This window comes from Pseudomonas rustica (assembly GCF_018336155.1).
Taxonomy (GTDB): Bacteria; Pseudomonadota; Gammaproteobacteria; order Pseudomonadales; family Pseudomonadaceae; genus Aquipseudomonas; species Aquipseudomonas rustica.
Genome location: NZ_JAGYHF010000015.1, coordinates 74,013 through 99,096, shown reverse-complemented (window position 1 = coordinate 99,096; position 25,084 = coordinate 74,013). Strand labels below are relative to the sequence as shown.

At 58.9% G+C, this 25,084-nt stretch carries 28 protein-coding genes and 1 pseudogene; 10 read left to right on the top strand and 19 right to left on the bottom strand.

The genetic code is table 11. From position 1 onward, the window contains the following. Positions 1-5 precede the first annotated feature (5 nt). Genes KFS80_RS24535 through exbB form a run of 3 tightly spaced genes read right to left on the bottom strand, consistent with a single transcriptional unit; the run spans position 6 to position 2,155 of the window. Complete coding sequence (locus KFS80_RS24535; protein ID WP_038359287.1) at positions 6-752, bottom strand: TonB family protein; 747 nt, start codon at positions 750-752, stop codon at positions 6-8. Next, complete coding sequence (exbD, locus tag KFS80_RS24530; protein WP_053125060.1) at positions 749-1,177, bottom strand: TonB system transport protein ExbD; 429 nt, start codon at positions 1,175-1,177, stop codon at positions 749-751. Before exbD ends, KFS80_RS24535 begins: the two co-directional genes overlap by 4 nt. A 6-nt stretch (positions 1,178-1,183) precedes the next feature. Continuing rightward, complete coding sequence (gene exbB / locus KFS80_RS24525) at positions 1,184-2,155, bottom strand: tonB-system energizer ExbB (protein ID WP_053125058.1); 972 nt, start codon at positions 2,153-2,155, stop codon at positions 1,184-1,186. Between the two features lie 188 nt (positions 2,156-2,343). Between exbB and KFS80_RS24520 the strand changes: the two genes are divergently transcribed. After that, positions 2,344-3,198, top strand: coding sequence for an SDR family oxidoreductase (locus KFS80_RS24520; RefSeq protein WP_212546232.1), 855 nt, complete (start codon positions 2,344-2,346; stop codon positions 3,196-3,198). 85 nt (positions 3,199-3,283) lie between these two features. On the opposite strand, the gene KFS80_RS24515 is transcribed toward KFS80_RS24520, so the two are convergent. The 6 genes from KFS80_RS24515 to KFS80_RS24490 all read right to left on the bottom strand — a co-directional run bounded on the left by KFS80_RS24515 (position 3,284) and on the right by KFS80_RS24490 (position 8,590). Continuing rightward, positions 3,284-4,024 (bottom strand): hypothetical protein, encoded by a 741-nt coding sequence (locus KFS80_RS24515; protein WP_159814951.1) that lies wholly within the window; start codon positions 4,022-4,024, stop codon positions 3,284-3,286. A 69-nt stretch (positions 4,025-4,093) separates the two neighbouring features. After that, the gene (locus tag KFS80_RS24510) at positions 4,094-4,474 is read right to left on the bottom strand and encodes a RidA family protein (protein WP_003229509.1); all 381 of its coding nucleotides are present in this window, start codon (positions 4,472-4,474) and stop codon (positions 4,094-4,096) included. A 24-nt stretch (positions 4,475-4,498) separates the two neighbouring features. Beyond that, on the bottom strand, positions 4,499-6,604 hold the full coding sequence (gene spoT / locus KFS80_RS24505) for a bifunctional GTP diphosphokinase/guanosine-3',5'-bis pyrophosphate 3'-pyrophosphohydrolase (protein ID WP_016985811.1): 2,106 nt from the start codon (positions 6,602-6,604) through the stop codon (positions 4,499-4,501). A gap of 57 nt (positions 6,605-6,661) precedes the next feature. Further along, positions 6,662-6,925, bottom strand: coding sequence for a DNA-directed RNA polymerase subunit omega (rpoZ, locus tag KFS80_RS24500; RefSeq protein WP_016985812.1), 264 nt, complete (start codon positions 6,923-6,925; stop codon positions 6,662-6,664). A gap of 168 nt (positions 6,926-7,093) precedes the next feature. Then, positions 7,094-7,714: a guanylate kinase gene (gmk, locus tag KFS80_RS24495; protein WP_053125052.1), complete on the bottom strand. Its 621-nt coding sequence runs from the start codon at positions 7,712-7,714 to the stop codon at positions 7,094-7,096. Positions 7,715-7,726: 12 nt separating this feature from the next. Then, a complete protein-coding gene (locus tag KFS80_RS24490) occupies positions 7,727-8,590 on the bottom strand; it encodes a YicC/YloC family endoribonuclease (RefSeq protein ID WP_053125050.1) in 864 nt (287 codons plus the stop codon). 270 nt (positions 8,591-8,860) lie between these two features. On the opposite strand from KFS80_RS24490, the gene rph reads away from it, so the two are divergent. The 5 genes from rph to gltS all read left to right on the top strand — a co-directional run bounded on the left by rph (position 8,861) and on the right by gltS (position 13,752). Further along, positions 8,861-9,583 (top strand): ribonuclease PH, encoded by a 723-nt coding sequence (gene rph / locus KFS80_RS24485; protein WP_016985814.1) that lies wholly within the window; start codon positions 8,861-8,863, stop codon positions 9,581-9,583. 28 nt (positions 9,584-9,611) lie between these two features. Then, positions 9,612-9,980 (top strand): DUF4870 domain-containing protein, encoded by a 369-nt coding sequence (locus tag KFS80_RS24480; RefSeq protein WP_053125048.1) that lies wholly within the window; start codon positions 9,612-9,614, stop codon positions 9,978-9,980. A gap of 29 nt (positions 9,981-10,009) precedes the next feature. Continuing rightward, a complete protein-coding gene (locus tag KFS80_RS24475; protein ID WP_212546231.1) occupies positions 10,010-10,894 on the top strand; it encodes a helix-turn-helix domain-containing protein in 885 nt (294 codons plus the stop codon). A gap of 103 nt (positions 10,895-10,997) precedes the next feature. After that, complete coding sequence (locus tag KFS80_RS24470; protein WP_212546230.1) at positions 10,998-12,188, top strand: M24 family metallopeptidase; 1,191 nt, start codon at positions 10,998-11,000, stop codon at positions 12,186-12,188. A 355-nt stretch (positions 12,189-12,543) separates the two neighbouring features. Next, complete coding sequence (gltS, locus tag KFS80_RS24465; RefSeq protein WP_212546229.1) at positions 12,544-13,752, top strand: sodium/glutamate symporter; 1,209 nt, start codon at positions 12,544-12,546, stop codon at positions 13,750-13,752. An 80-nt stretch (positions 13,753-13,832) separates the two neighbouring features. Here gltS and KFS80_RS24460 read toward each other — a convergent pair whose 3' ends face one another. After that, positions 13,833-14,612, bottom strand: a complete 780-nt coding sequence (locus KFS80_RS24460; protein ID WP_007920349.1) for an exodeoxyribonuclease III — start codon at positions 14,610-14,612, stop codon at positions 13,833-13,835. An 82-nt stretch (positions 14,613-14,694) separates the two neighbouring features. Between KFS80_RS24460 and pyrE the strand changes: the two genes are divergently transcribed. Beyond that, a complete protein-coding gene (pyrE, locus tag KFS80_RS24455; protein ID WP_008078597.1) occupies positions 14,695-15,339 on the top strand; it encodes an orotate phosphoribosyltransferase in 645 nt (214 codons plus the stop codon). Positions 15,340-15,441: 102 nt separating this feature from the next. On the opposite strand, the gene KFS80_RS24450 is transcribed toward pyrE, so the two are convergent. The 7 genes and pseudogenes from KFS80_RS24450 to coaBC all read right to left on the bottom strand — a co-directional run bounded on the left by KFS80_RS24450 (position 15,442) and on the right by coaBC (position 21,112). After that, a complete protein-coding gene (locus tag KFS80_RS24450; RefSeq protein WP_212546228.1) occupies positions 15,442-15,825 on the bottom strand; it encodes a hypothetical protein in 384 nt (127 codons plus the stop codon). Next, the gene (locus KFS80_RS24445; protein WP_053125037.1) at positions 15,812-16,384 is read right to left on the bottom strand and encodes a hypothetical protein; all 573 of its coding nucleotides are present in this window, start codon (positions 16,382-16,384) and stop codon (positions 15,812-15,814) included. Before KFS80_RS24445 ends, KFS80_RS24450 begins: the two co-directional genes overlap by 14 nt. A gap of 17 nt (positions 16,385-16,401) precedes the next feature. Then, positions 16,402-16,614, bottom strand: a complete 213-nt coding sequence (locus tag KFS80_RS24440; RefSeq protein ID WP_159814945.1) for a hypothetical protein — start codon at positions 16,612-16,614, stop codon at positions 16,402-16,404. 203 nt (positions 16,615-16,817) lie between these two features. Continuing rightward, on the bottom strand, positions 16,818-17,723 hold the full coding sequence (argB, locus tag KFS80_RS24435; RefSeq protein ID WP_053125034.1) for an acetylglutamate kinase: 906 nt from the start codon (positions 17,721-17,723) through the stop codon (positions 16,818-16,820). A gap of 17 nt (positions 17,724-17,740) precedes the next feature. Further along, positions 17,741-19,117, bottom strand: a pseudogene (locus tag KFS80_RS24430) (phosphomannomutase/phosphoglucomutase); the annotation flags it as partial. Between the two features lie 325 nt (positions 19,118-19,442). Further along, complete coding sequence (gene dut, locus KFS80_RS24425; RefSeq protein WP_008086463.1) at positions 19,443-19,898, bottom strand: dUTP diphosphatase; 456 nt, start codon at positions 19,896-19,898, stop codon at positions 19,443-19,445. Between the two features lie 5 nt (positions 19,899-19,903). Beyond that, entirely contained in the window at positions 19,904-21,112 is a 1,209-nt protein-coding gene (gene coaBC / locus KFS80_RS24420) for a bifunctional phosphopantothenoylcysteine decarboxylase/phosphopantothenate--cysteine ligase CoaBC (protein ID WP_187680377.1), read from the bottom strand. Between the two features lie 135 nt (positions 21,113-21,247). Between coaBC and radC the strand changes: the two genes are divergently transcribed. Continuing rightward, positions 21,248-21,922: a RadC family protein gene (gene radC / locus KFS80_RS24415; protein WP_053125027.1), complete on the top strand. Its 675-nt coding sequence runs from the start codon at positions 21,248-21,250 to the stop codon at positions 21,920-21,922. Between the two features lie 100 nt (positions 21,923-22,022). On the opposite strand, the gene KFS80_RS24410 is transcribed toward radC, so the two are convergent. Further along, positions 22,023-23,609, bottom strand: a complete 1,587-nt coding sequence (locus KFS80_RS24410; RefSeq protein WP_212546226.1) for an ABC transporter substrate-binding protein — start codon at positions 23,607-23,609, stop codon at positions 22,023-22,025. 448 nt (positions 23,610-24,057) lie between these two features. Between KFS80_RS24410 and rpmB the strand changes: the two genes are divergently transcribed. Together rpmB and rpmG are read left to right on the top strand one after the other, a co-directional pair. Continuing rightward, positions 24,058-24,291 (top strand): 50S ribosomal protein L28, encoded by a 234-nt coding sequence (gene rpmB / locus KFS80_RS24405; protein WP_007920377.1) that lies wholly within the window; start codon positions 24,058-24,060, stop codon positions 24,289-24,291. Between the two features lie 11 nt (positions 24,292-24,302). Further along, entirely contained in the window at positions 24,303-24,458 is a 156-nt protein-coding gene (gene rpmG / locus KFS80_RS24400; RefSeq protein ID WP_003177274.1) for a 50S ribosomal protein L33, read from the top strand. Between the two features lie 183 nt (positions 24,459-24,641). On the opposite strand, the gene KFS80_RS24395 is transcribed toward rpmG, so the two are convergent. After that, positions 24,642-25,004, bottom strand: coding sequence for a cupin domain-containing protein (locus tag KFS80_RS24395; protein WP_150649022.1), 363 nt, complete (start codon positions 25,002-25,004; stop codon positions 24,642-24,644). Positions 25,005-25,084: the final 80 nt, after the last annotated feature.

The window sequence follows — 25,084 nt, the reverse complement described above, 5'->3', positions numbered from 1 at the left end:
TTGGATCAGCGGCGTCTCTCGAGGGAATAAACAAACGGTGCAACAATTTCGATCGAGCCGTTGTTGAGCATGTCAGCCGGTGGCTTGGGCAGCGGTTGTGCGCGGCGGATCATTTCCAGGGTAGCCCGGTCAAGATCAGCGTTGCCAGAGCGGCCCACCAGTTCGAATGACAGCACGTTACCTTCGGCATCCACCACGAAACGCAGACGGTTCAAGCCTTCCTTGCCGCGTGCCTGAGCACTGGCCGGGTACTTTTTGTACTTGGCCAAATGCGCGAGCAGGGTGCCTTGCCAGCTGGCTTTGGCAGCCATCTGGGCCGGCGACGGGCCTGGTGCAGGCTGGGCGGATTTCTCCGTTGGTGCCTGAGTCGGCTGGGTGTCGGCCGGTTTTTCCTCGGAAGGTTTTTCCTTCGGCGGATCGGGCAGCTTCTTCTCGACCGGCTTCGGCGGTTTAGGTTTGGGCTTCGGTTTAGGTTTCTGCACCGCGATTTCAGCTTTCGGGGCTTCGGCCAGTTTCGGAATCGGCAACTCTTCAACCGGAGCCGGTGGCTGCGGCGGTGTGACGACTTTCGGCGGAGCAGGCGGTGGCGGGGCCGGAACCGGGGCCAGCTCGACCATCATTGCCTGCGGCGGCAATTCGATGGGCGGGCGGGCGGTCCAGTTCAGCGCCAGCGCGATGGCCAGCGCATGAACGCCCAGCACCACGGCCAGACTACCGCTGTAACGCGTCAGCTTATGGCGCGTCGTGATCATTTCTTGGCTGCCGTCTCAAGTCCTACCAGGCCGACCTTCAGGTAACCGGCGGAACGCAGGTTATCCATCACGCTCATCAGGTCGCCGTAATCCACGCCTTTGTCAGCCTGGAAGAAGATGGTGGTGTCTTTCTTGCCCTTGGTTCTGGCGTCGAGTGTGGCACCCAGTGCTTCGGGCTTCACTTCGTCTTCGCCGAGGAACAGGCGCTGATCAGCTTTTACGCTGAGGAACACCGGTTTCTCTGGCCGCGGCGCCGGTTTGGCGGTCGAGGCAGGCAGGTCGACTTTGATGTCCACGGTGGCCAACGGAGCGGCCACCATGAAGATGATCAACAGCACCAGCATCACGTCGATAAACGGCGTGACGTTGATTTCGTGGTTCTCGGCCAGATCGTCGTCTGCGCCTTCTTTCAAATGCAGGCCCATGGCCGATTACCCCACTTTAACCATGTGCGGCTGCGAGCTGCGCTCAGGCTGGTGGTCGAGGTCGCGGCTGACCAGCAACAGGACTTCTGCCGAAGCATCGGAAACCTGCGCCTTGTAACCGGCGATCGAGCGGGCGAAGACGTTGTAGATCACAACCGCTGGAATCGCTGCAACCAGACCCAGTGCGGTGGCCAGCAGCGCTTCGGCGATACCTGGCGCCACAACGGCGAGGTTGGTGGTCTGGGTTTTGGCGATGCCGATGAAGGAGTTCATGATGCCCCACACGGTACCGAACAGACCGACAAACGGCGCGGTGGAACCGATGGTGGCGAGGACGCCGGTGCCGCTGCTCATGTTGCGACCGCAGGCTGCAACCAGACGCTCAAGACGGAAGCTGACGCGTTCCTTGATGCCTTCTTTCTCGCGGCTGTTGACCGACAGGCGCATCTCTTCCAGTGCGTCGTGCACCAGCAGGTTGGCGAGGGTGCCTTCCTTGCCGGCCGTGGCGCTGGCTTCTTTAAGGGTGGTGGCTTTCTTCAGGGCGGCGATTTCGCCACGCAGACGACGCTTGGCGCCCATCAGCTCAAAGCCTTTGGCGATCCAGATGGTCCAGGTGATGATGGACGCGATGGCCAGACCGATCATCACGATTTTGACGATGATGTCAGCGTTCTGGTACATGCCCCACGGCGACAGGTCGTGGGCCATGCCCAGCGTGTTGTCGGCTTCGAGAACTTCAGGAACGTCGGCAGCGTCTACCGCTTGCACTGGATCGGTTGCAGCCGGTGCAGCAGCCGGGGCGGTGGCAGGCGCGTCAGCAGCAGGAGCGTGCTGTTCGGTCGCGGCCGGTGCGGCTGGCGCTTGCGCGTCGGCGAAGGCGGCGGTCGGTGCCAGCATCAGGCTGAGCAGCAGAGCCGCCACTGCGCTCCAGGCGCGAGGTCGTTGGGTTGGCGAAGCGGGGATTTGATTACGTGTCATGCTGGCCGGACCTGAGATAGAAAAACGATGATGCTCTTCCAGGCCTCGTGAGGCCGAGAACAAAAGTGGCAGGCATTATTGCAAGTAATTCTTGTTAACAAAAGTAATAGAGTATCTTTTTTTCCTTGATTGCTAGCCGCTCGTCACTCGCCGGGCCTAGTCTGTCGCTTTCCGATGGGAGTTTTCTGATGTCTGCGCCTTCTGTTCTGATTGCCGGTTGTGGCGATATTGGTAGTCGTCTGGCCACGCAATTGCTGGCCGCTGGCTGGGAAGTCCATGGCTTGCGCCGGGATGTGTCACGTCTGCCTGAGGGTGTCATTGGTGTTGCCGGGGATCTCTTTAATGAAGATTGCCCGGACACCTGGCCGATCGGTGCGGTGGATTACCTGGTGTATTGCGCTGCTGCGACGAATCACGATGAAGCCGGGTATCGCGCGGCTTACGTGCAGGGTTTGCAGAATGTGTTGAGCTGGCTGGATGACTACGGGCAGGTGCCGGAGCGGCTGTTGTTTGTATCCAGCAGCAGTGTTTATGGGCAGATGGATGGCGAGTGGGTGGACGAGACCTCTGCGACAGTGGCCAGCGGTTTCTCCGGACGATTGATGCTTGAGGCTGAGCAAGTCGCGCTCAAGAGCGGCATCCCGGCGAGCATCCTGCGCCTGACCGGTATTTACGGCCCTGGCCGCGAGCGTCTGCTGACGCAAGTTCGCGAGGGTTATCGCGTCGCCGTCGAACCACCGCTATATGGCAATCGCATTCACGCGGACGACGCGGCGGGTCTGCTGAAGTTTTTGCTCGAGGCGGATCGGCAGGGGACTGCGCTGGAGAACATCTACATCGGCGTCGACAATGCACCGGCACCGTTGGCCGAAGTGGTCGACTGGTTACGCGAGTATCTGGGTGTGACCGAGTGGGCGGCAGAGGCGAGCGTGCGGCGCACAGGCAGCAAGCGCTGCAGCAATGCCCGGGCGAAGGCCCTCGGCTGGACGCCAACATACCCAAGCTACCGCGAAGGCTACGCCGCGATCCTCGAAGGCCGCTAAAAGCAAAAGATCGCAGCCTTTGGCAGCTCCTACTTGGAATGCGTTTCCTGTAGGAGCTGCCGAAGGCTGCGATCTTTTCAGGTGATTACTGTTTTTCCAGCAACCACTTGCGAGCACCCGGTGTGAACTGCGGCTGTTCATCCGCCAGCGCGGAGTTCACCGCTTGCAGGATTTCCAGCTCTTTGCCCTTGCGCACAAAGATCCAGTTATTACCCTGACCGTTCTGCTGCAGCCACATGCTGTCGTTGCCGTTGCTCATCGACGCGCAATCGCCCGCCAGGCACAGCGCATATCGATCGGCACCCGGTAAACCGGACACCTGGCCGTCGGCCTGGAATTGCACGGTGGCGCCTTCGCCTTCACCGCTGGTGATTTTCCAGCTGCCGCCCATGTAGGCGGAATACAGCGCACGCTCGAAACTCGCACCAATCGGCGCGCCTTCCGGTACCGGAATCGGTGCGCGATCGAACAGTTGCTCAGGTTCGTTATCGCCGGCGGCCTGTTGCAGTTGGCTGCCGTCGCGTTTCAACGCGCTGGCGGAGCTGCCATAGAAGTCGACTTTCCAGGTGCCGGACTCTTCGCCCAGCAGCCGTCCTTCGACGTTCTCAAAACCGTTGGTGTAGCGGGCCTGACTGGCCTTGGTGTTGACGTCCCACTCAAGGTTCGGGCCGTAAGCCTGAAGTGCTTCGCGCAGGGGGCCGCCCTTGGCTGCAGCGTTGATCGCCACCTGATTGATCCAGGTGCCGCTGATGTCACGGTCGGCAGGGTTGCTGGCGCAGCCGCCGAGGAGGAGGGCGAGCAGCGGAAGAGCTAGCGCTTTGCGCATGGTGGAATCCTTTCAAAACCTTTTCTTGCAGAGCAGTCGGCGCGGCGTTTGAAGGCCGCGCCGTGCGCATCACTCGATGACCAGAATGGCATCCATTTCAACCTGCGAACCCTTTGGCAGGGCAGCAACGCCGATGGCGGCGCGGGCCGGGTACGGCTGGTCGAAGTATTTGCCCATGATCTCGTTGACCTTGGCGAAGTGGCTCAGGTCGGTGAGGAAGATGTTCAGTTTGACGATGTCCTTGAACGAACCACCAGCGGCTTCGGCCACGGCTTTGAGGTTCTCGAACACCTGGACGGTCTGGGCTTCGAAGCCTTCAACCAGTTCCATGGTTTTTGGGTCCAGAGGAATCTGACCCGACATGTAAACAGTGTTGCCTGCCTTGATCGCCTGGGAGTAAGTACCGATGGCGGCCGGGGCCTTGTCGCTGGTGATAACAGTCTTGGTCATGTAGGACTCCTTGTTAGGGTTGCGTTATGCACGCATGCGGGTGATGCGGATCACCCCGGTCAAGGCGCGCAGTTTCTTGATCACGCGGGCCAGGTGCACTCGGTCGTGGACGCTGACCACCAACTGGACAACGCTGATGCGACCATCGCGTTCGTCCATGCTGATTTTCTCGATATTGCCGTCGGCTGCGTTGACGCTGCTGGCCAGCAGAGCGATCAGGCCGCGCTGGTGTTCCAGCTCGACGCGCAGTTCGACGTTGAATTCGCCGGTGACATCCTTGGCCCACGAGAGCTGGATGCATTTTTCCGGGTTGTGCCGGATTTCGCTGATATTGCGGCAGTTGTCGAGGTGCACGACCATGCCTTTGCCCGCCGACAGGTGCCCGACAATCGGGTCGCCCGGGATCGGCGTGCAGCACTTGGCGTAGCTGAGTACCAGACCTTCGGTGCCGCGAATCGCCAGCGGGCCTTCCGGGCTTGGCAACTGTTCGCCTTCGCCGAGCAGTCGGCGGGCGACGACGTAGGCCATGCGGTTGCCCAGGCCAATGTCTTCAAGCAAATCTTCGATCAGTTCGAGGCGGTACTCGGTGAGCATCGCTTTGACGCGTTCGGCCTGGACTTTCTCCAGCGAACTGTCGAAACCGTTGAGCACCTTGTTCAGCAGGCGTTCGCCGAGGCTGATGGACTCGGAACGGCGCTGCAGTTTCAGCGCATGGCGGATGTGCGTACGCGCCTTGCCGGTCACCACAAAATTCAGCCACGCCGGATTTGGACGAGCGCCGGGTGCGCTGACGATCTCGACCGTGGAGCCGCTTTGCAGCGGTTCGGACAGCGGTGCGAGACGACGGTTGATCCGGCAGGCAATGCAGCTGTTGCCGACGTCGGTGTGTACCGCGTAAGCAAAGTCGACCGCCGTGGAGCCTTTCGGCAGCTCCATGATCCGGCCTTTCGGCGTGAACACGTAGACCTCGTCCGGGAACAGGTCGATCTTCACGCTCTCGATGAATTCCAGCGAGTTGCCGGCCCGTTGCTGCATTTCCAGCACGCCTTTGACCCACTGACGGGCGCGGGCGTGAGTGCCTTTCGGCTGCTCGTCACCACTGGATTTATACAGCCAATGGGCGGCGATGCCGTTGTTGGCCATCTCTTCCATTTCGCGGGTACGGATCTGAATCTCGATCGGTACACCGTGCATGCCGAACAGCGTGGTATGCAGCGACTGATAGCCGTTGGCTTTAGGGATCGCGATGTAATCCTTGAAGCGCCCCGGCAACGGTTTGTACAAATTATGTACAGCGCCTAGCACGCGATAGCAGGTATCGACCTTGTCGACGATGATCCGGAACGCGTAGACGTCCATGATCTCGTTGAAGGCCCGACGCTTGCCGCGCATTTTCTTGTAGATGCCGTAGAGATGTTTCTGACGACCGCTGACTTCGCCCTGGATGCCGTCGATAGCGAGGCAATGGCCAAGGGATTCTTCGATCTTGTTGACGATTTCCTTGCGGTTGCCCCGGGCGCGCTTGACCGCCTGGTAGATCCGCGCGGAACGCATCGGGTGCATGGCCTTGAAGCCGAGGTCTTCGAATTCGATGCGGATCGCATGCATGCCCAGCCGGTTGGCGATGGGCGCGTAGATTTCGAGGGTTTCCTTGGCGATGCGCCGGCGTTTTTCGCCGGACAGCACTTCCAGCGTGCGCATGTTGTGCAGGCGGTCGGCGAGTTTGACCAGGATCACGCGAATGTCGCGCGCCATGGCCATGGCCATTTTCTGGAAGTTTTCGGCTTGGGCTTCGGCCTTGGTCTCGAAATTCATCTGGGTCAGTTTGCTGACCCCGTCGACCAGTTCGGCCACGGTTTCACCGAACTGCGCTTGCAGCGCTTCTTTGGCGATACCGGTGTCTTCGATCACGTCATGCAGCATCGCGGCCATCAGGCTCTGATGATCCATGTGCATGTCGGCAAGAATATTGGCCACGGCAAGAGGATGCGTGACGTACGCCTCGCCGCTGCGACGGCGTTGACCGTCATGGGCTTGTTCGGCGTAGAAATACGCTCGGCGGACCAGGTTGACCTGGTCGTTGCCGAGGTAGGTCGATAAGCGATCGGCGAGGGCGTCTATGCTCGGCATGATGATTCCTGCCGTAAGCTGTGATCCCGCGCCGTGCTACGTCGACCAGGCATAGGCTTAGACGGCCTCGTTGGACTCGTCCTCGAACGCTGCGAACAGCGGCTCATCCTGGACGATTTCTTGCTCGGCGATGAACTCGTAGCTCATCAGGCCTTCAGCAATTTCACGCAGCGCTACAACGGTAGGCTTGTCGTTTTCCCACTGAACCAGTGGCTCTTTGCCGCCGGTGGCCAGTTGACGGGCACGTTTGGTAGAGAGCATGACCAGCTCAAAACGGTTTTCCACGTGGTTCAGGCAGTCTTCAACGGTTACGCGGGCCATGGTATTCCTCGGAGCGAATGCAAATATGCGCGCTGCCCGGTTGGGCGAGCGGACTCAACAGTTTAAAAAATCACCAGCGATTAGGGAAGCGCTGATTTTTTAACCAAGCCCTTCAACGCGCTGCGAGTGCCAATGTAAAGCGCTTGCAGGCCTTTTGGGAAGTGCTGATTAACCGAGCAATTCGGCCAGCAATTTGCCGTGAAGCTGTTGCTGACGCTTCTGAATGAGCTGATTGGCGCGGAAAATCGCCTTCAGATCGTCCAGCGCGTGGGCGAAATCGTCGTTGATGATCAGGTAGTCGTAGTCGACGTAGTGACTCATCTCGCTGACCGCTTCACGCATACGGCCGTCGATGATTTCGTCGCTGTCCTGACCACGGTTGGTCAAACGCGAATGCAGTGCTTGCAGCGACGGCGGCAGAATGAAGATCGAGCGCGCCTGCGGCATCAGCTTGCGTACTTGCTCGGCGCCTTGCCAGTCGATTTCCAGAATCAGGTCGTGACCTGCGTCGAGGGTTTGCTGCAGATGGCTTTGGGAGGTGCCGTAGAGGTTGCCGAAAACCTCGGCGCGCTCAAGGAAATCGCCGTGTTCGCCCATCTTCACAAACGCTTCGCGCGTCACGAAGTGATAGTTCACGCCGTCGACTTCGCCCGGACGCATGGCGCGGGTGGTGTGCGAAACCGAAACGCGGATCTCCGCGTTGGCGTCGGTCAAAGCCTTGACCAGACTGCTCTTGCCCGCGCCCGAAGGGGCGGAAATGATGTACAGGGTGCCGGTGCTGTGGGTCATGTCGGGGTTGCCTTACTCAATATTCTGCACTTGTTCGCGCATCTGCTCGATCAACACCTTGAGGTTGACGGCGGCTTGGGTGCTGCGCGGATCAAAGGCCTTGGAGCCCAATGTGTTGGCTTCGCGGTTGAGCTCCTGCATCAGGAAGTCCAGGCGACGCCCGGCTGCACCGCCGGACTTGAGCACCCGGCGCACTTCGATGATGTGGGTGCTCAGGCGATCCAGTTCTTCGGCCACGTCGCTCTTTTGCGCGAGGATGACCATTTCCTGTTCCAGACGCTGCGGATCCAGCTCGGCCTTCATGTCGGCGAAGCGGTCGAGGACTTTCTGGCGTTGGGTCGCGAGCATCTGCGGCACCAGTTCACGCAGGGTCACGACGTCTGCTTCGATCGATGTCAGGCGCTCGTTGATCAACCGGGCCAGCTCCGCGCCTTCGCGCTCGCGGCCAGCCTTCAACTCTTTCAGACCTTGATTGAACAGGGCCAGCGCTTCGGCGTTCAGCGCCTGCGGATCGGTTGCATCGCCGACCAGCACGCCAGGCCAGGCCAGGACTTCCAGCGGGTTCAGCGCTGCCGGGTTTTTGATCAGACCCGCGATGGTTTCCGCGGCAGCAACCAGTTGCGCGGCGCGCTCGCGGTCGATTTGCAGCGCTTTGCCGGTGCTTTCTTCGGTGAAACGCAGGGTGCATTCCAGTTTGCCCCGCGACAGGCCCTGACGCAGCGCTTCACGCACCGCGCCTTCGAGGTCGCGAAAGGTTTCCGGCAAGCGCAGGTGCGGTTCCAGATAGCGACTGTTGACCGAGCGCAGTTCCCAGCTCAGGGTGCCCTGTACGCCGGCTTTCTCGACGCGGGCGAAGGCGGTCATGCTGTGCACCATGGCGGTAACCTCGCAATGCAGATCGGCGCGAAACCTGGGTTCCGCAAGCACGATATCAATGAATTTATGCCGACTGGCAGCAAAGGCGCAGGATTGTAGCGCAGTGCGGCGAATGCGCCCAAACACACGGTGTGACAAAGGGCTGCAGCCCGTCGGTAATGCGTGTTTCAGGGCCTTCGGTCGTCGGCTCGAATTTTTAACCCGTGCCCAGTCGCGGTGCACCGCTCTATAATGCTCGGCAGTTTTCCGTCCTCAGTACAGGTATCTCCTATGAAACGTCCAAGTGGTCGCGCTGCCGATCAGCTCCGCTCGATCCGCATTACCCGCAACTACACCAAACACGCCGAAGGATCGGTGCTGGTCGAATTCGGTGATACCAAAGTCATCTGCACCGTCAGCGTCGAAAACGGCGTGCCGCGTTTTCTTAAAGGTCAGGGCCAGGGTTGGTTGACCGCCGAGTACGGCATGCTGCCGCGCGCCACCGGCGAGCGTAACCAGCGTGAAGCCAGCCGTGGCAAGCAGGGCGGTCGCACCCTGGAAATCCAGCGTCTGATCGGCCGTTCCCTGCGCGCTGCGCTGGACATGTCCAAGCTGGGCGATGTCACCTTGTACGTCGACTGCGACGTGATCCAGGCTGACGGCGGCACCCGCACTGCATCCATCACCGGCGCCATGGTTGCTCTGGTTGATGCACTGAAAGTGATCAAGAAGCGCGGCGGCCTGAAAGGCGGCGATCCGCTCAAGCAAATGATCGGCGCGGTGTCGGTCGGCATGTATCAGGGCGAAGCGGTACTGGATCTGGACTATCTTGAAGATTCCGCTGCCGAGACCGACCTCAACGTCGTGATGACCAGCACCGGTGGTTTCATCGAAGTGCAGGGCACCGCTGAAGGCGCGCCGTTCCAGCCGGAAGACCTTAACGCCATGCTGGAACTGGCCAAACAAGGCATGAACGAGATTTTCGAACTGCAGAAGGCCGCACTGGCTGACTGAGCAGGTTCCTAACCGCAAGGAGAGTGCGATGAGTGACGAGCAAGCGCTGCTGCCCAAACCGAGCCAGGAGGTTCGTCAATGGGCGATGTTTTGTCACTTGTCCGCTTTGCTGGGGATCTGGATTCCGTTCGGCAACCTGATCGGGCCATTGATTCTCTGGCAGATGAAGCGTGAAAAGGATCCGTTTATCGATGCCCAGGGCAAAGAGGCGCTGAATTTTCAGATCACTGTCGCGATTGCGTCGTTGATCTGCTTCCTGCTGATGCTGCTGCTCATTGGCTTCGTCCTGATCGTGATACTGGGCATCGGTGCACTGGTGCTGACGATCATTGCCGGGGTGAAGGCCAACGAAGGCTATCCGTACCGGTATCCGTTTACCTGGCGGTTGATCAAGTAGGCTCGCGGGCCTGACGGGCGGAGTGCGCAATGGCTCAGCCGGTCTTTCCTTCTATCGAGCAGCAGACCGAGGAATGGCGGATGAAACCCGCCGCCGTGCTGACGGATCTGCAATCGACCGGCGCTGCGGTGTTCCGCTGGCAGCGTTCATCCACAGACAGCTATCACTTTGAACGCACTGAACCGCGCGAGCATGTTTTGCTCAGCGTGATGCTTGCGCCCATGCAGTCGCGCGCCGCTGTTGGCGGCCGGCAGGTGTGGGATGGGCAGATTCACAGTGGTCAGGTGCGATTGCTGCAGCCCAGCCAGTCCGCGAGCTGGGACACGCGTAGCGCTTTCGACATCCTTCATGTGCATTTGCCAATGCCGGCGTTGACCGCTGCGGCGCAGGAGCAAGGATTGAGCTTCGCCGGATTTCGCGGAACGCATCAGCCGTTGTATCAAAATGACAAAGTTGCCCATTTGCTGGCCCGGCAATTGGCGCTGTCCATCGGTGACAACAGTCGGGGCGCCCGTGAGCAGGCGGATCTAAGCGTTCAGGTATTGATTGCTCATTTATTGAACAGTTATGAGCTTTCGAGCACCCAGCCAAGAGTTGCCAGCCAAGGCCTGATGGATGCCTTGCGCTACATCGAGCGTCACCCCTGCGAAAAGCTCTGCATTGCCCGGTTGGCGGCAATTGCGGCGATGAGTGAATTCCACTTCGCTCGTGAATTCAAACGCGCCTTTGGCACTTCACCGCATGCCCATGTACTGGTTGTGCGCCTGCAACGGGCGCGCAACGCTTTGGAAAACTCCGCCAAGACTATTTTGGAAATTGCCTTGGAATCCGGGTTTGCCGACTCCAGCCATTTCGCCCGAGTCTTTCGTAAAGCCTATGGCATCAGCCCGACGGATTTTCGCCAGTCCCGGTAAAACTCGTGAGCAAGAAAGTACCGGCAATTGAGCAAGGATCGGCGCGACGCCTGCAACGCCCTCGTTGAACACTGTCCGCACTTCAACGACACGGAGCCAGCCAATGGCACACCTCGGACACGCTGTGCGCGACTATCGACTGCAACTGATGTACTCGCTGATGGATCGCGAAGGCTTTGATGCTTTGCTGTTCACCCAGGCCGACTTCTTCCAGTTTGCGACCAACTTCAATACCGACGTCGAGACGTGGGAACGGCCAATTCTGTGCGTCGTACCGAGGAACGGCGCGCCGTTTGTGATCGCTCATGAGCTATCGACGCATCATTGGCGTTTCACCAAAGAAGCCGGGCATCTTTGGATCGAGGATGCGCGTTTCTATGCCGAGCATCCGCGTGTGCAAAATCGCCTGCCCTTGGTCAGTCAGTGGAGTGAGCTGGTCGCACAATCTTTGCGCGATGCCGGGCTGCATCGGTCGCGCATTGGCGTCGACGCGATCACGGCGCCGTTGGCTCGCGTCGGTACTTTGCTGCCATCGTTGGTGCTGCAAAACGCGACCGAAGAGTGCCGCACGTTGCGGCTAGTCAAGCATGCCGAAGAGATCCAACTGATGCGCGAAGCCTGTGCGTTGACGGATTGGTTGCAGGATCGCTACCGGGAAAACATCCGCCCCGGACGGCTGGTTCAGGAGCTGGACATGAGCATGGCGGCACTGTTTGTCGAAGAAGCGGCCAATCGATTCCCCGGAGAGGATGTGCAGTGCATCGAGTTTTTCACCCTGTCCGGCCCGGCGAGCTGTGCACCCCACGGCGATGGTCGGCAGTGCGGCGCACGCATCGAAAAGGGTCATGGTCTAGTGAACATCATTATTCCGCGCATCAACGGTCTGATCATCGAGAACGAGCGCACCTGGTTTTGCGGCAAGCCATCGGCGCGGCAGGTTCAGTTGTATGAGGCGGCGCGGGAAGCCAATGAAGCGGCGTGCGAAGCGGCGGTGACGGGCAATCCGGTTTGCGCGATTGATGCGGCGGCTCAAGGGGTTTTCGAGCGGCATGGAGTGGCGGACTTGATCATCCATCGCACGGGCCATGGTCTTGGGCTGGTCGGCCATGAGTTTCCCCACGACATGGCGTTCAATACGCGACCGCTGATGAGTGGCGAAGTGTATTCGGCTGAGCCGGGGATTTTTCAGTGGGGGCTGGGTGGCTTTCGGATCGACGACACGGTGGTGATTGGCGACACGCCAGACATCCTGACGCGCGCGCCCCGAGACATCTCCAGTCAGACAATTCTCTGATTGATAAAAATGCCCGTGTTTCACCTACGGGCATTTACATGAATGCAACGGGATTAGTTTCTTTGGGATGTAGGAATAATCTATTGCCGATGAATGGTAGTCATCTAGTTATATATTTTTCGCTCTTACATGTTTAGTCACAACTGCGCTGCCTTGGTGCTGGCTCCGTCCTTGGCATCGGCAATCGACGATTGTTAAAGTTGCCCGGCGTTATGTTTCTCTTGAAATATTTCGATATATTCAAGCCATCGAAGGTTCTTGAATTCCACAGCAATCAGTGTTGAGACAATCAGCCGATTCACGGCGCGCGCTCAGGAAAAGAGCTCGTCCCTGAATATAGCCAAGAATAATCAAAATGATTCAGCTCGATTTTTACGGAACACTCGTGGCCGCTTCCTTAGTACTTTTGCTGGGGCGTGGTTTAGTTACTCGCGTTGGATTTCTGCGCAATTACAATATTCCCGAACCGGTTGCCGGCGGTCTGGTAGTCGCATTGGTTCTGTTGTTAATGCGAACGCTGGATATTGAAGTGCGCTTCGATACTTCGCTGCAAACGCCTTTGATGTTGGCGTTCTTTGCCACCATTGGTTTGAGTGCAGACTTCGCCAGCCTGAGAAAGGGCGGGCGCGTGGTGGGGATATTTCTGTTGGCGGTCGCCGGGCTGCTGGTGGTGCAGAACGCGATGGGCATCGGCCTCGCGACAATGCTCGGGCTTGACCCGCTGATGGGCCTGCTCACCGGTTCGATCACTCTGGCGGGCGGTCACGGCACCGGCGCTGCGTGGGGCACGGTGTTCAGTGAGAAATACGGTTTGGCTTCTGCCTCTGAACTGGCGATCGCCTCGGCGACTTTTGGTCTGGTGCTGGGCGGTTTGATTGGTGGGCCGGTGGCTCGCCTGTTGATCAAACGGGTTGAGGTGCCCGGTTGCCAGAATCAGCAAGCACCACGGCTGCCCAAGGGTTTTGAGCAGCCGAACAAAGAGCGCTCGATTACGCCGTTTTCGTTTATCGAAACACTGGCCCTGATCGCGGTCAGCCTTCTGGTCGGCAATCTGCTGAACGGTTGGCTGCAAGGCAGTGCGCTCGAGTTGCCGACCTTTGTTTGTGTGCTGTTTGTCGGTGTGTTGCTGCGCAACGGCCTCTCGGCGCTGGGCCTGTATCAGGTGTTCGAGCGGGAAGTGTCGGTGCTGGGCAATGTCAGCCTGTCGCTGTTCTTGGCGATTGCCTTGATGTCGCTGAAGCTGTGGGATCTGGCGGCGCTGGCGTTACCGATCTTCATCATTCTGGCGGTGCAGACCTTGGTCATGGCGCTGTTTGCGATTTTCGTGACGTTCCGCATGATGGGCCGCAACTACGATGCGGCGGTGCTGGCCGCAGGGCATTGCGGTTTTGGTCTCGGTGCCACGCCGACGGCGATCGCCAACATGCAGGCGGTGACGCAGCGTTACGGGCCTTCGCAGATGGCGTTTCTGGTGGTGCCGATGGTTGGTGCGTTCTTCATCGACATCATTAACGTCATCGTGATCAAGCTGTACCTGGCCCTGCCGATGTTTGTTGCGCTCTGAGGTTCAGCCCGCTTTAGGCTGGCGCACAAAAAATGCCCGTATCTCGCGATACGGGCATTTTTTTGACTGCGATTCGACGCTTAGATGGTCAGCGTCCAGTCGTAGTCGACGATCAGCGGCGCGTGCTGCGAAAACCGTGGCTGACGTGGCAGGCGTGCGCTGCGTACAAAGCGGCGCAGGCCCGGGGTCAGGATCTGGTAGTCGAAGCGCCAGCCCAGATTGAGCATCTCGGCCTGTTCGTTATCCGGCCACCAGCTGTACTGGTCGCCTTCACGGCTGACTTCGCGCAAGGCATCGACATAACCCATGTTGCCGACAATCTCGTCCATCCAGGCGCGTTCCGGCGCCAGGAAGCCCGGGGATTGCTGGCTGTCGCGCCAGTTCTTGATGTCGAGCTTCTGCTGCGCCACGTACAGCGAGCCACAATAAATGTACTCGCGGCGTTTGCGTCGCTGTTTGTCCAGGTACTTGCCGAAGTCGTCCATGAGCTTGAACTTCTGGTTCAAGTCCTCATCGCCGTTCATCCCCGAAGGGAGCAGCAAGGTGGCAATACTGACTTTGTCGAAATCTGCTTGCAGGTAGCGCCCGTAGCGGTCGGCCGTCTCGAAACCGAGACCGCTGATGACAGCCTTCGGTTGCAACCGCGAATACAAAGCCACGCCGCCTTGGGCAGGGACTTCAGCATCGCAGGCATAAAGGAAGTAGCCATCCAGTTGGAAGGCTGGGTCATCCAGTTCAAAGGCGGAGGCACGGGTGTCCTGCAGGCAGATGACGTCGGCATTCTGAGCTTGCAGCCAACTGAGCAAACCGCGCTCGACTGCCGCCTGAATACCATTGACGTTCACACTGATGATCCGCATAAATGGCCCCAAAAATCGCGTGCGTGTATGATACACGGCGTCAAGCTAATTAGCTAAATCCGTGGTATTTGGGGTTTTTTTCATGCAAGCGTATCAGCGCGATTTCATTCGTTTTGCCATCGATCGCGGCGTTTTGCGCTTCGGTGAGTTCACCCTGAAGTCCGGGCGCACCAGTCCTTACTTCTTCAACGCCGGCCTGTTCAACTCGGGCTCGGCCCTGGCGCAGCTGGGGCGTTTCTACGCCGCAGCCATCGCCGAAAGCGGCATTCCCTTCGACGTTTTGTTCGGCCCGGCCTACAAAGGCATCCCGCTGGCGGCCACCACCGCCGTCGCGCTGGCCGAGCATCACGACCGTGATCTGCCATGGTGCTTCAACCGCAAGGAAGCCAAGGCCCACGGCGAAGGCGGCAGCCTGGTCGGCGCGCCGCTGACCGGCGACGTGCTGATCATCGACGACGTGATCACCGCTGGCACCGCGATCCGTGAAGTGATGCAAATCATTGCTTCGCAGGACGGCGCCAAGGCTGCCGGCGTGCTGATCGCGCTGAACCGTCAGGAACGTGGCAACGGCGAGTTGTCGGCGATTCAGGAGGTCGAGCGTGATTTCGGTATCCCGGTGATCAGCATTGTTTCGCTGAATCAGGTGCTGGAGTTCCTCGCGGATGATCCGCAGCTCAAGCAGCATCTGCCAGCCGTGGAAGCGTACCGCGCCCAGTTTGGCGTCTGATACGACATCATTCTGTAGGAGCTGCCGGAGGCTGCGATCTTTTGATCTTAAAAACAGAATCAAAAGATCGCAGCCTTCGGCAGCTCCTACAGGGGTTTCGATTCAGCGCAGGTTTCTCCATTTCTTCAGCAGTTTCAGGGTCAATCCTGCGTTGATCAGCGCAAACGCCAGCAGCGCCAGAACCACCATCACGTACAACGTGCGATCCACATCAAAATCCCACAGATCCAGTGTGCTGCTGCGAATAATCCCCACCGCAGCCGGAAAGTTGACGTAGAACAGCGCCGCAAATGCGCACGTCAACGGCAGCGCCCGCCCGAAAAAAGCTTCGCGAACCTTGTCCCTGCTGCGCTTTCTGTTCAGCGGCCCCGACTGGTGCTCATCCAGCGTCAGCGCTTCACTGAGCGCCGGCCACGCCAGGTTGAACAGGAAGGTGGTCAGGGTCAGCAGCAAGCCACTGACCGCGACGATGTCACTGAACGGCATTCAGGCCCAGCGTTGCGCAGAGCAAGGCGTGGCTGTCCTCGCTGATCTCGAACTGCCCGGCGCTGCCCTTGCGCTTGGTGATGGGTTTGAAGGTTGGCTCGTTCTGCGTGATCAACATGTTCAGCTCATCGCGGATCACGTCCGAGCTGATGACCACCAGAAACACGGTTTGCGCGTATTCAGCCGTCTCGATCACCGCACGCATGCTGTGCTGGAGGATGTCGTCGAGCTGATTGCGAAAGCGCGACACCGTGTTTTTCAGCAGGGTTTTGCTTTGGCTTTGAGTCAGCTGAAAGATCGTCGAGATCTGCGATTCAGTCGGCAAGGTCTGCCCGAAATAGCTCTGAATCAGGTAGAGCAGACGATCCTGCTTGGCCTCGTCAGCGCGGCTGGGCATGCCGCCCTCGACCAGCATTTTCAGGTATTCGGTCAGGCTGGCCTTGGCAATGCGCTGCAACGCGTGGGTGATTTCCGCGTCACCAATGCGCAAGGTTTTCTTGACCGGTTCCTTTTGTTCCAGCTCGAAAGCGGCGGCGTCGATCGTGAACGAGATCTGCATGGCTCAGGCGCTCCGATTTATTTCCCGCTGGTTTCCGGGTATGGATCCTGTGGTGCATCGCCTTGGCCGCTGAGGACTTTCCAGCCCTTGAGCGGGTGCGAGGCTTCCGTGAAGTCAGGGCAGGGCGGCATCGATGATTGCGACGGGCCCGAATACTCTCGGCCGCAGTCCACGCAGGCGTAGGTGCCAGCCGAAATGTCACTGCCGTAAGGAACGCTGTCTTTTTGCATGGGTAAATCTCCGGTGGATGAAGGGAAGATCCTAGGGAGATTTGTTCGGTTGGAATGTCGGACGTTTCGCTGAGTTGTGTCAGACATTTCTTGCGCGCATAAAAAAGATCGCAGTCTTCGTCAGCCCCTACAGAAATTTCATACAAACGAAATTCGCTTTTTGTAGGAGCTGCCGCAGGCTGCGATCTTTTGCCTTTCAGCAATCAGTGACGCTTGCGATTACTGATCAGCGTACCCACACCGGTATCAGTGAAGATTTCCAGCAGGATCGCGTTCGGCACACGACCGTCGATGATCAACGAGCTACCGACGCCGCCCTGAACCGCTTCCAGCGCGCAACGGATCTTCGGCAGCATGCCGCCGTAGATGGTGCCGTCGGCAATCAGATCGTCGACCTGCTGCGTGCTCAGGCCGGTCAGCACGGTGCCCGACTTGTCCATCAGGCCGGCGATGTTGGTCAGCAGCATCAGCTTTTCAGCTTTCAGCGCTTCGGCGACTTTGCCAGCCACCAGGTCAGCATTGATGTTGTACGACTCACCGTTGGCGCCGACGCCGATTGGCGCGATCACCGGGATGAAATCACCTTTGACCAACAGGTTGAGCAAGTCGGTGTTGATGCCGATGACTTCGCCCACGTGGCCGATGTCGATGATTTCCGGCTGGGTCATCTCCGGGGTCTGGCGGGTAACGGTGAGCTTTTTCGCACGAATCAGCTCGGCGTCTTTACCCGTCAGGCCGATGGCGCTGCCGCCGTGACGGTTGATCAGGTTGACGATGCTTTTGTTGACCTGACCGCCCAAGACCATTTCGACGACGTCCATGGTCGCGGCGTCGGTGACGCGCATGCCATCGACGAAGTGGCTTTCGATCGACAGGCGCTTGAGCAGATCACCGATCTGCGGGCCGCCGCCGTGCACGACCACCGGGTTGATGCCCACGGCTTTCATCAGCACGATGTCGCGGGCGAAGCCGGTTTTCAGCTCCTCGCTTTCCATCGCGTTGCCGCCGTATTTGATCACCAGGGTCTTGCCGACATAGCGTCGGATGTAAGGCAGCGCTTCGGACAGGACCTTGGCAGTGTTGGCGGCGGCATCGCGTTCGAGGGTCATTCAGGGCTCCGGGTGGATCAGAACGGTAGTTGGAGATCAGGTGCAACGCGTTTCAGTTGGGCGTGGAACACATCCTTGATGCGTTGCAATTCAGCCTCGTCATCGGCCTCGAAGCGCAGCACCAGCACCGGTGTGGTGTTGGACGCGCGCACCAGGCCCCAGCCTTTGGCGTAATCGACTCGCACGCCGTCGATGGTGGTCAGGTCAGCGCCTGCGCCCCACTGTGCGTCGTGCAGTGCATCAATGATGCTGAATTTGCTCTCTTCGGTCACATGGATATTGATTTCCGGCGTAGAAATATCGTTCGGGAAGGTCGCAAACAGCTCTTCCGCAGTAGATTTTTCCTTGCTGAGGATCTCCAGCAGCCGCGCGGCGCTGTAGATGCCATCGTCGAAACCGAACCAGCGCTCCTTGAAGAAGATGTGCCCGCTCATTTCACCGGCCAGTAGCGCACCGGATTGTTTCATTTTCTTTTTGATCAACGAATGACCGGTCTTCCACATTAGCGGACGGCCGCCGTATTCCTTGATCAGCGGTACCAGTCGACGGGTGCATTTGACGTCGAAAATGATTTCCGCGTCCGGGTTGCGCGCAACCACGTCACGGGCGAACAGCATCAGCAGACGATCCGGGTAAACGATGCTGCCGGTATTGGTCACCACGCCGACACGGTCGCCGTCGCCGTCGAAAGCCAGGCCGATGTCGGCGTTGGTTTCTTTTACTTTGGCGATCAGGTCGACGAGGTTTTCAGGCTTGCCCGGATCCGGGTGATGGTTCGGGAAGTTGCCGTCGACTTCGCAGAACAGCGGGATGACTTCGCAGTTCAGCGCTTCGATGAGTTGCGGGGCGATCACGCCGGCCGCGCCATTGCCGCAGTCGACCACGACTTTCATGCGCCGCGCCAGTTTGATGTCCTGGACGATTTCGGTGTTGTAGCGGTCGAGGATTTCGACCTGGCTGACGCTGCCGGTGCCGCTGCTCAGATTGTTGGTCTTGATGCGCTCATGCAGCACCTGAATCTGTTCGTTGGCGAGGGTGTCGCCGGCGATGACGATCTTGAAACCGTTGTAGTTCGACGGGTTGTGGCTGCCAGTGAGCATCACGCCCGACTTGCCGGCCAGCACGTTGGCGGCGTAGTACAGCGCCGGCGTCGGCACCAGGCCGACATCGCTGACATGGCAGCCGCTTTCGGCGATACCGCGAATCAGCTCGGCAACCAGCTCCGGGCCGGACAAGCGGCCGTCGCGACCGACGGACACATTCGGCTCACCTTGAGCGAGGCTCTGCGAACCGATGGCGCGACCGATCCAGTAAGCGGTTTCGGCATTGAGGAATTCCGGCACGGTGCCGCGAATGTCATAGGCGCGGAAAATGCTGTCGGGCAGCTTCGGGGCGATCTTGGCTGGGGTGCTCATCTACGGAAATGCTCCATCTCGAAAGTGGCGGGACAGACCGACGAATCGTTCGACGGCAGGCTCAAACTGAAGGGTATGACGGCGTTTTCCACAGAGAGTTCGTGGTATGAAAGGGCCATGACGCCTCGGCTGGCGTGGCTTTCGGCCGGCAAAACCTTGATTTACGGTGTTAAACCTATCAGCTGATCTGCCTGAAATTTTCCCCTGTAGGAGCTGCCGAAGGCTGCGATCTTTTGACTTTGTTTTTTAAGATCAAGATCAAAAGATCGCAGCCTGCGGCAGCTCCTACAGGAGATGTGTTCGGTTATTTGGTGCCGGTATGGCCAAAACCGCCGGTGCCGCGCTCGGTTTCGACGAACTCTTCAACCATTTCGAAGTGCGCCTGTACCACCGGTACCAGCACCAGTTGCGCCAGACGTTCGCCGACGGTCATGGTGAAATCGCTCTGGCCACGGTTCCAGCAGGACACCATCAGCGGGCCCTGGTAGTCGGAGTCGATCAGGCCGACGAGGTTGCCCAGCACGATGCCGTGCTTATGGCCCATGCCCGAGCGCGGCAGAATCAGTGCGGCAAGGTTCGGGTCGCCGATGTAAACCGACAGACCGGTGGGGATCAGCACGGTTTCACCCGGCTTGATCACGATGTCCTGCTCCAGCATGGCGCGCAGGTCGAGGCCGGCGGAGCCCGGGGTGGCGTATTGCGGCAGCGGGAAATCGGTGCCGATGCGTGGGTCGAGGATCTTGGCTTGCAAAGCGTGCATGTAAATTAAACCTGGTTCAGACGTTCGGCGATAAAAGTGACCAGTTGGCGAGCGATCTTGCTCTTGCTGGTCTGGGCGAAAACCGTGGCGTGCAGCTCACGGTCAATCACGCTGCAGGCGTTTTCTTCGCTGTTGAAACCGATGCTCGGGTTGGCGACGTCGTTGGCGACGATCAAATCGAGATTCTTGTCCTTCAGCTTGCGTGCAGCGTAGTCGAGCAGGTGTTCGGTCTCGGCGGCAAAGCCGACACTGAACGGACGGTCGGGACGGGTCGCGATGGTGGCCAGAATGTCTGGATTGCGCACCATTTGCAGGACGAAGCCATCACCGCTCGTAGGATCTTTCTTGAGTTTTTGCGGGGCGATGACTTCCGGGCGGTAGTCCGCAACCGCTGCCGAGGAAATGAACACGTCGCACGGGATCGCGGCTTCACACGCCGCGAGCATGTCGCGGGCGCTGACCACGTCGATACGCGTGACGCGATCCGGCGTCGGCAAATGCACCGGGCCGCTGATCAGCGTGACGCGGGCGCCGGCTTCAACCGCTGCTTCGGCGAGGGCAAAGCCCATTTTTCCGGAGCTGTGGTTGGTGATGTAGCGCACCGGATCGATGTTTTCCTGAGTCGGGCCGGCGGTAATGACGACGTGTTTGCCGGTCAGTGCCTGGCGCTGGAAGCAGTCCGCCGCGCACTGTGCGAGGTCGGTGGCTTCCATCATCCGGCCCATGCCGACGTCGCCGCAGGCCTGACTGCCCGAGGCCGGGCCGAAGGTCTTCAGGCCACGGCTTTCAAGGAGTTGCAGGTTGGCCTGGGTCGCCGGATCGCGCCACATCGCCTGATTCATGGCCGGCGCGACAGCGACGACAGCGTCAGTGGCGAGTACCAGCGTGGTCAGTAAATCATTGGCAATGCCTTGCGCCAGACGCGCGAGCAGGTCGGCGGTGGCCGGGGCGATCAGCACCAGATCGGCCCACTTGGCCAGCTCGATGTGGCCCATCGCGGCTTCGGCGGCCGGGTCGAGCAAGTCGAGGTGCACCGGGTGGCCGGACAGCGCCTGCATGGTCAGCGGGGTGATGAATTCGGCGCCGCCGTGGGTCATGACCACGCGCACTTCGGCGCCCTGATCGATCAGGCGACGAACCAGATCGGCGCTCTTGTAGGCCGCGATGCCGCCGCCGACGCCCAGAACGATGCGTTTCCGATACAGCCGCTGCATAGGTCTGCCTTTCATTTCGTGGGTGACATACGTGGCGAAACCCCCTCCCCAGGGTGAATCCGCCCGCAAAAAAGATGGGCTAAGATATCACAGCGACCGCTACGGAACAGCGGCGCCCACAGACAGGGAAGTGCTATGAGTATTCGTGATTGGCCTGCGGCGGAACGCCCGCGGGAAAGGTTGTTGGAACAAGGTGCGGCGAGTCTTTCGGATGCGGAACTGCTGGCGATTTTCCTTCGTACCGGCGTGCCGGGGAAAAGTGCGGTGGATCTGGCGCGGCATTTGTTGAGTCAGTTCGGCAGCCTGCGTTTGTTGCTTGAGGCCGATCAGGACGCATTCAGCAAACAATTGGGTTTGGGCCCCGCAAAGTACGCGCAGCTGCAAGCGGCGCAAGAAATGGGCAAGCGGCATCTGGCCGAACGCTCGCGCGAGAAACCTGCGCTGGAAAATCCACAGGTCGTTCGTGATTATCTCAAAGCCATGCTGAGGCATGAGCCGCATGAGGTGTTCGGCTGTCTGTTTCTCGATTCAAAACATCAGGTGCTGAATTTCGAGGCCTTGTTTCGCGGCTCGATCGACAACACCAGTGTGCATCCCCGGGAAGTGGTGAAGCGTGCGTTGGCTAACAACGCGGCGGCGGTGATCCTCTGCCATAACCATCCGTCGGGGAACACGGATCCGAGTCAGTCAGATCGGTTGCTGACCAAGCGACTGCAGAAAGCTTTGGATTTGATTGATGTGCGGGTGCTCGATCACTTCATCATCGGTGACGGCGAGCCACTGTCGATGGCGGAATGTGGCTGGATGTAACTTCCAATCCCTGTAGGAGCTGCCGCAGGCTGCGATCTTTTGATCTTAAAAAACAAAATCAAAAGATCGCAGCCTGCGGTAGCTCCTACAGGGGGATCGGTTATTTGAGGTTGACCTTGGAGTAGTCCTGGCGGCCGAACGGGCTCACCGAATACCCCTGCACGTCTTTGCGCGTCAGCGCGTAAGCGGTCGGGTGCGCCAGCGGCAACCACAACGCCTGCTGCTGAATCTGCGCCTGCGCCTGCTCGTACAGCTTGGTGCGTACACCTTGTTCGCTGGTGGTCTTGCCGGCGCTGATCAGCTTGTCCAGATCGGCATTGCAGTAGCGCGCGAAGTTGGTGCCCGACTTGACCGCCGCGCAGGAAAATTGCGGCGTGAGGAAGTTATCCGGGTCGCCGTTATCGCCCGCCCAGCCCATGAACAACAGATCATGCTCGCCAGCCTTGGCGCGACGAATCAGCTCGCCCCACTCGATCACGCGGATTTCCGCCTGAATACCGATCTCTGCCAGATCCGACTGCAACATCTGTGCGCCGAGGCTTGGATTCGGATTGAGCAGGCTGCCCGACGGACGTGTCCAGATAGTGGTCTGGAAACCATCCTTCAAACCAGCCTTGGCCATCAGCGCCTTGGCTTTGGCGATGTCATGAGGATAGCCCGGCAGGCTCTTTGCGTAGCTCCAGGTATTCGGCGGGTAAGGGCCGTTGGCCGCTTCGGCGGTGTCTTCAAACACAGCCTTGATGTAGTTGGCCTTGTCGAACGCGAGGTTGATCGCCTGACGCACTTCCGGCTTGTCGAGCGGCGGATGCTGACTGTTGATGCCAACGAAAGCGGTCATGAACGCGTCAGTTTTTTCGACTTTTAACGTCGGCTCTTTCAGCGCGGCTTGTACGTCGAGTGGTTTCGGCGACAGGGCGATCTGGCATTCATTGCGTCGCAGCTTTTGCAGGCGCACGTTGGCGTCCGGGGTGATGGCGAAGATCAGCGGATCGACCGCAGGCTTGCCACCGAAGTAGTCCGGGTTGGCCTTGTAGCGGATCGCCGCGTCTTTCTGGAAACGATTGAACACGAACGGGCCGGTGCCGATCGGCTGGCTATTGAGCTTGTCCGTCGCGCCGGCCTTCATCAGTTTGTCGGCGTATTCAGCGGAATAGATCGAGGCGAAGCCCATGCTCAGGGTCGCCAGGAACGTCGAGTCCGGGTGATCAAGAGTGAAGCGCACGGTTAGCGGATCGAGGGCGTCGATCTTCTTGATCAGCGCCGGCAGTTGCATCGACTGCGCGTGCGGGAAACCGCTCTGGGCGACTTTGTGCCAAGGGTTGGCCGGGTCGAGCATGCGGTCGAAGCTGAATTTGACGTCTTCAGCGGTCAGCTCGCGGCTGGGTTTGAAGTAGTCGGTCGTGTGAAATTTCACCTGCGGATGCAGTTTGAACACATACGTCAGGCCATCGGTGCTGACTTCCCAGCTGTCGGCCAGGCTCGGCACGACTTTGCCGCTGGCGGTGTCGAAATCCACCAGACGGTTCATCAGCACGTCGGCCGAGGCGTTGGTGGTGGTCAGCGAGTTGTATTGCACCACGTCGAACCCTTCCGGGCTGGCCTCGGTGCAGACGCTCAGCGCGGCGGCCTGGGCCAGAGGGCTCAGCAGGAGCGGGGCGAGCAACAGGGGTAGGGCAGCGAGGCGCATGGTCGGTTTCCTTTTACAGATCGAAGGCCCATCTGCAAGTGCAGTCTGGAAAAGGCCTACCCTAGAGGGCTGGATTACAAATGACTATCCCCTTTTTGCATTTTAAGGGCACAGTGATGGCGGTTTTTCAGACCACGGCGCTGCGCAAAAAGTCTGAAAGCCGTGTGCAGACGATTTTCTTCGACGAGTGGTAAAAACCGGTGCCGGCCTTTATCCAAAGCGTTCGCAGGTCGAAAAAGCGCCTTTTTGTGGATTGATTGCACACGGAAAGTTGTTGCACCCCGGTCTTTCTGGTATAAAGCAGCGCTCTTTTCTAGGGGCCCGGTTCCTTCACTGTAGGTGTAGCCGGTAAGACCTCTAAAGAAACGCGGCGCCTGGCGCCAAATGACTGAGAGATTAAGCGGCCAACCCATGCCGGGTTGGGCATGTGGTTTTAGAGGGCTGAGGCATGTCGAGAGTATGTCAAGTTACCGGTAAGGGTCCGGTGACTGGGAATAACATTTCCCACGCAAACAACAAAACCCGTCGTCGTTTCCTGCCGAACCTGCAGCATCACCGCTTCTGGGTTGAAGAAGAGAAACGTTTTGTGCGTCTGCGCGTATCTGCCAAAGGCATGCGTATCATCGACAAGCGTGGCATCACTGTCGTGCTCGCCGAACTTCGCCGCGATGGCAAGATTTAAGGGAGCTAATCATGCGTGAATTGATTCGTTTGATCTCGAGCGCCGGTACTGGTCACTTCTACACTACCGACAAGAACAAGCGTACTACCCCGGACAAAATCGAGATCAAGAAATATGATCCGGTTGTTCGCAAGCACGTGATCTACAAGGAAGGCAAAATCAAGTAATTGATTTTTCCCGACTTACAAAAAAGGCCCGTATCTCACGATGCGGGCCTTTTTTGTTGCCTCGAATATTTGCAGGCTGTCTGTGTAGGAGCTGCCGAAGGCTGCGATCTTTTGACCTTGATCCTTAAAAATAAGATCAAAAGATCGCAGCCTTCGGCAGCTCCTACAGGGGAGGGGTATGGATCAAGCCTTCTGTTCGAAAATCACATAAATCTTGCGGCAAGCCTCCAGCACTTCCCAAGTGCCACGAAACCCCGCCGGGATCACAAATCGGTCGCCAACCCGCAACGTCTTGGCATTGCCATCGCTGTCACGCAGCACCGACACACCCTGCAAAATCTCGCAGTATTCGTGCTCGGTGTAATTCACCGTCCACTGCCCAACCGCACCTTCCCACACGCCAACGCCCATCTGCCCACACGGACTGTCGTACTGATGGAACACAGCTTGTTCCGGATCACCCTTGAGCACTTTCGCCGGATCCGGGCGATAGCGTTCGGCTTCGCTGCTGGTCAGGCTGATGTCGACGACGTTCTGGATGTTCATTGTTGTTATCCCCTGTGAATACGGCGCGATTGGCTGGAAAGGGCCAAAGTCTATGTTGATTAAAATCAACACCGCAAGGC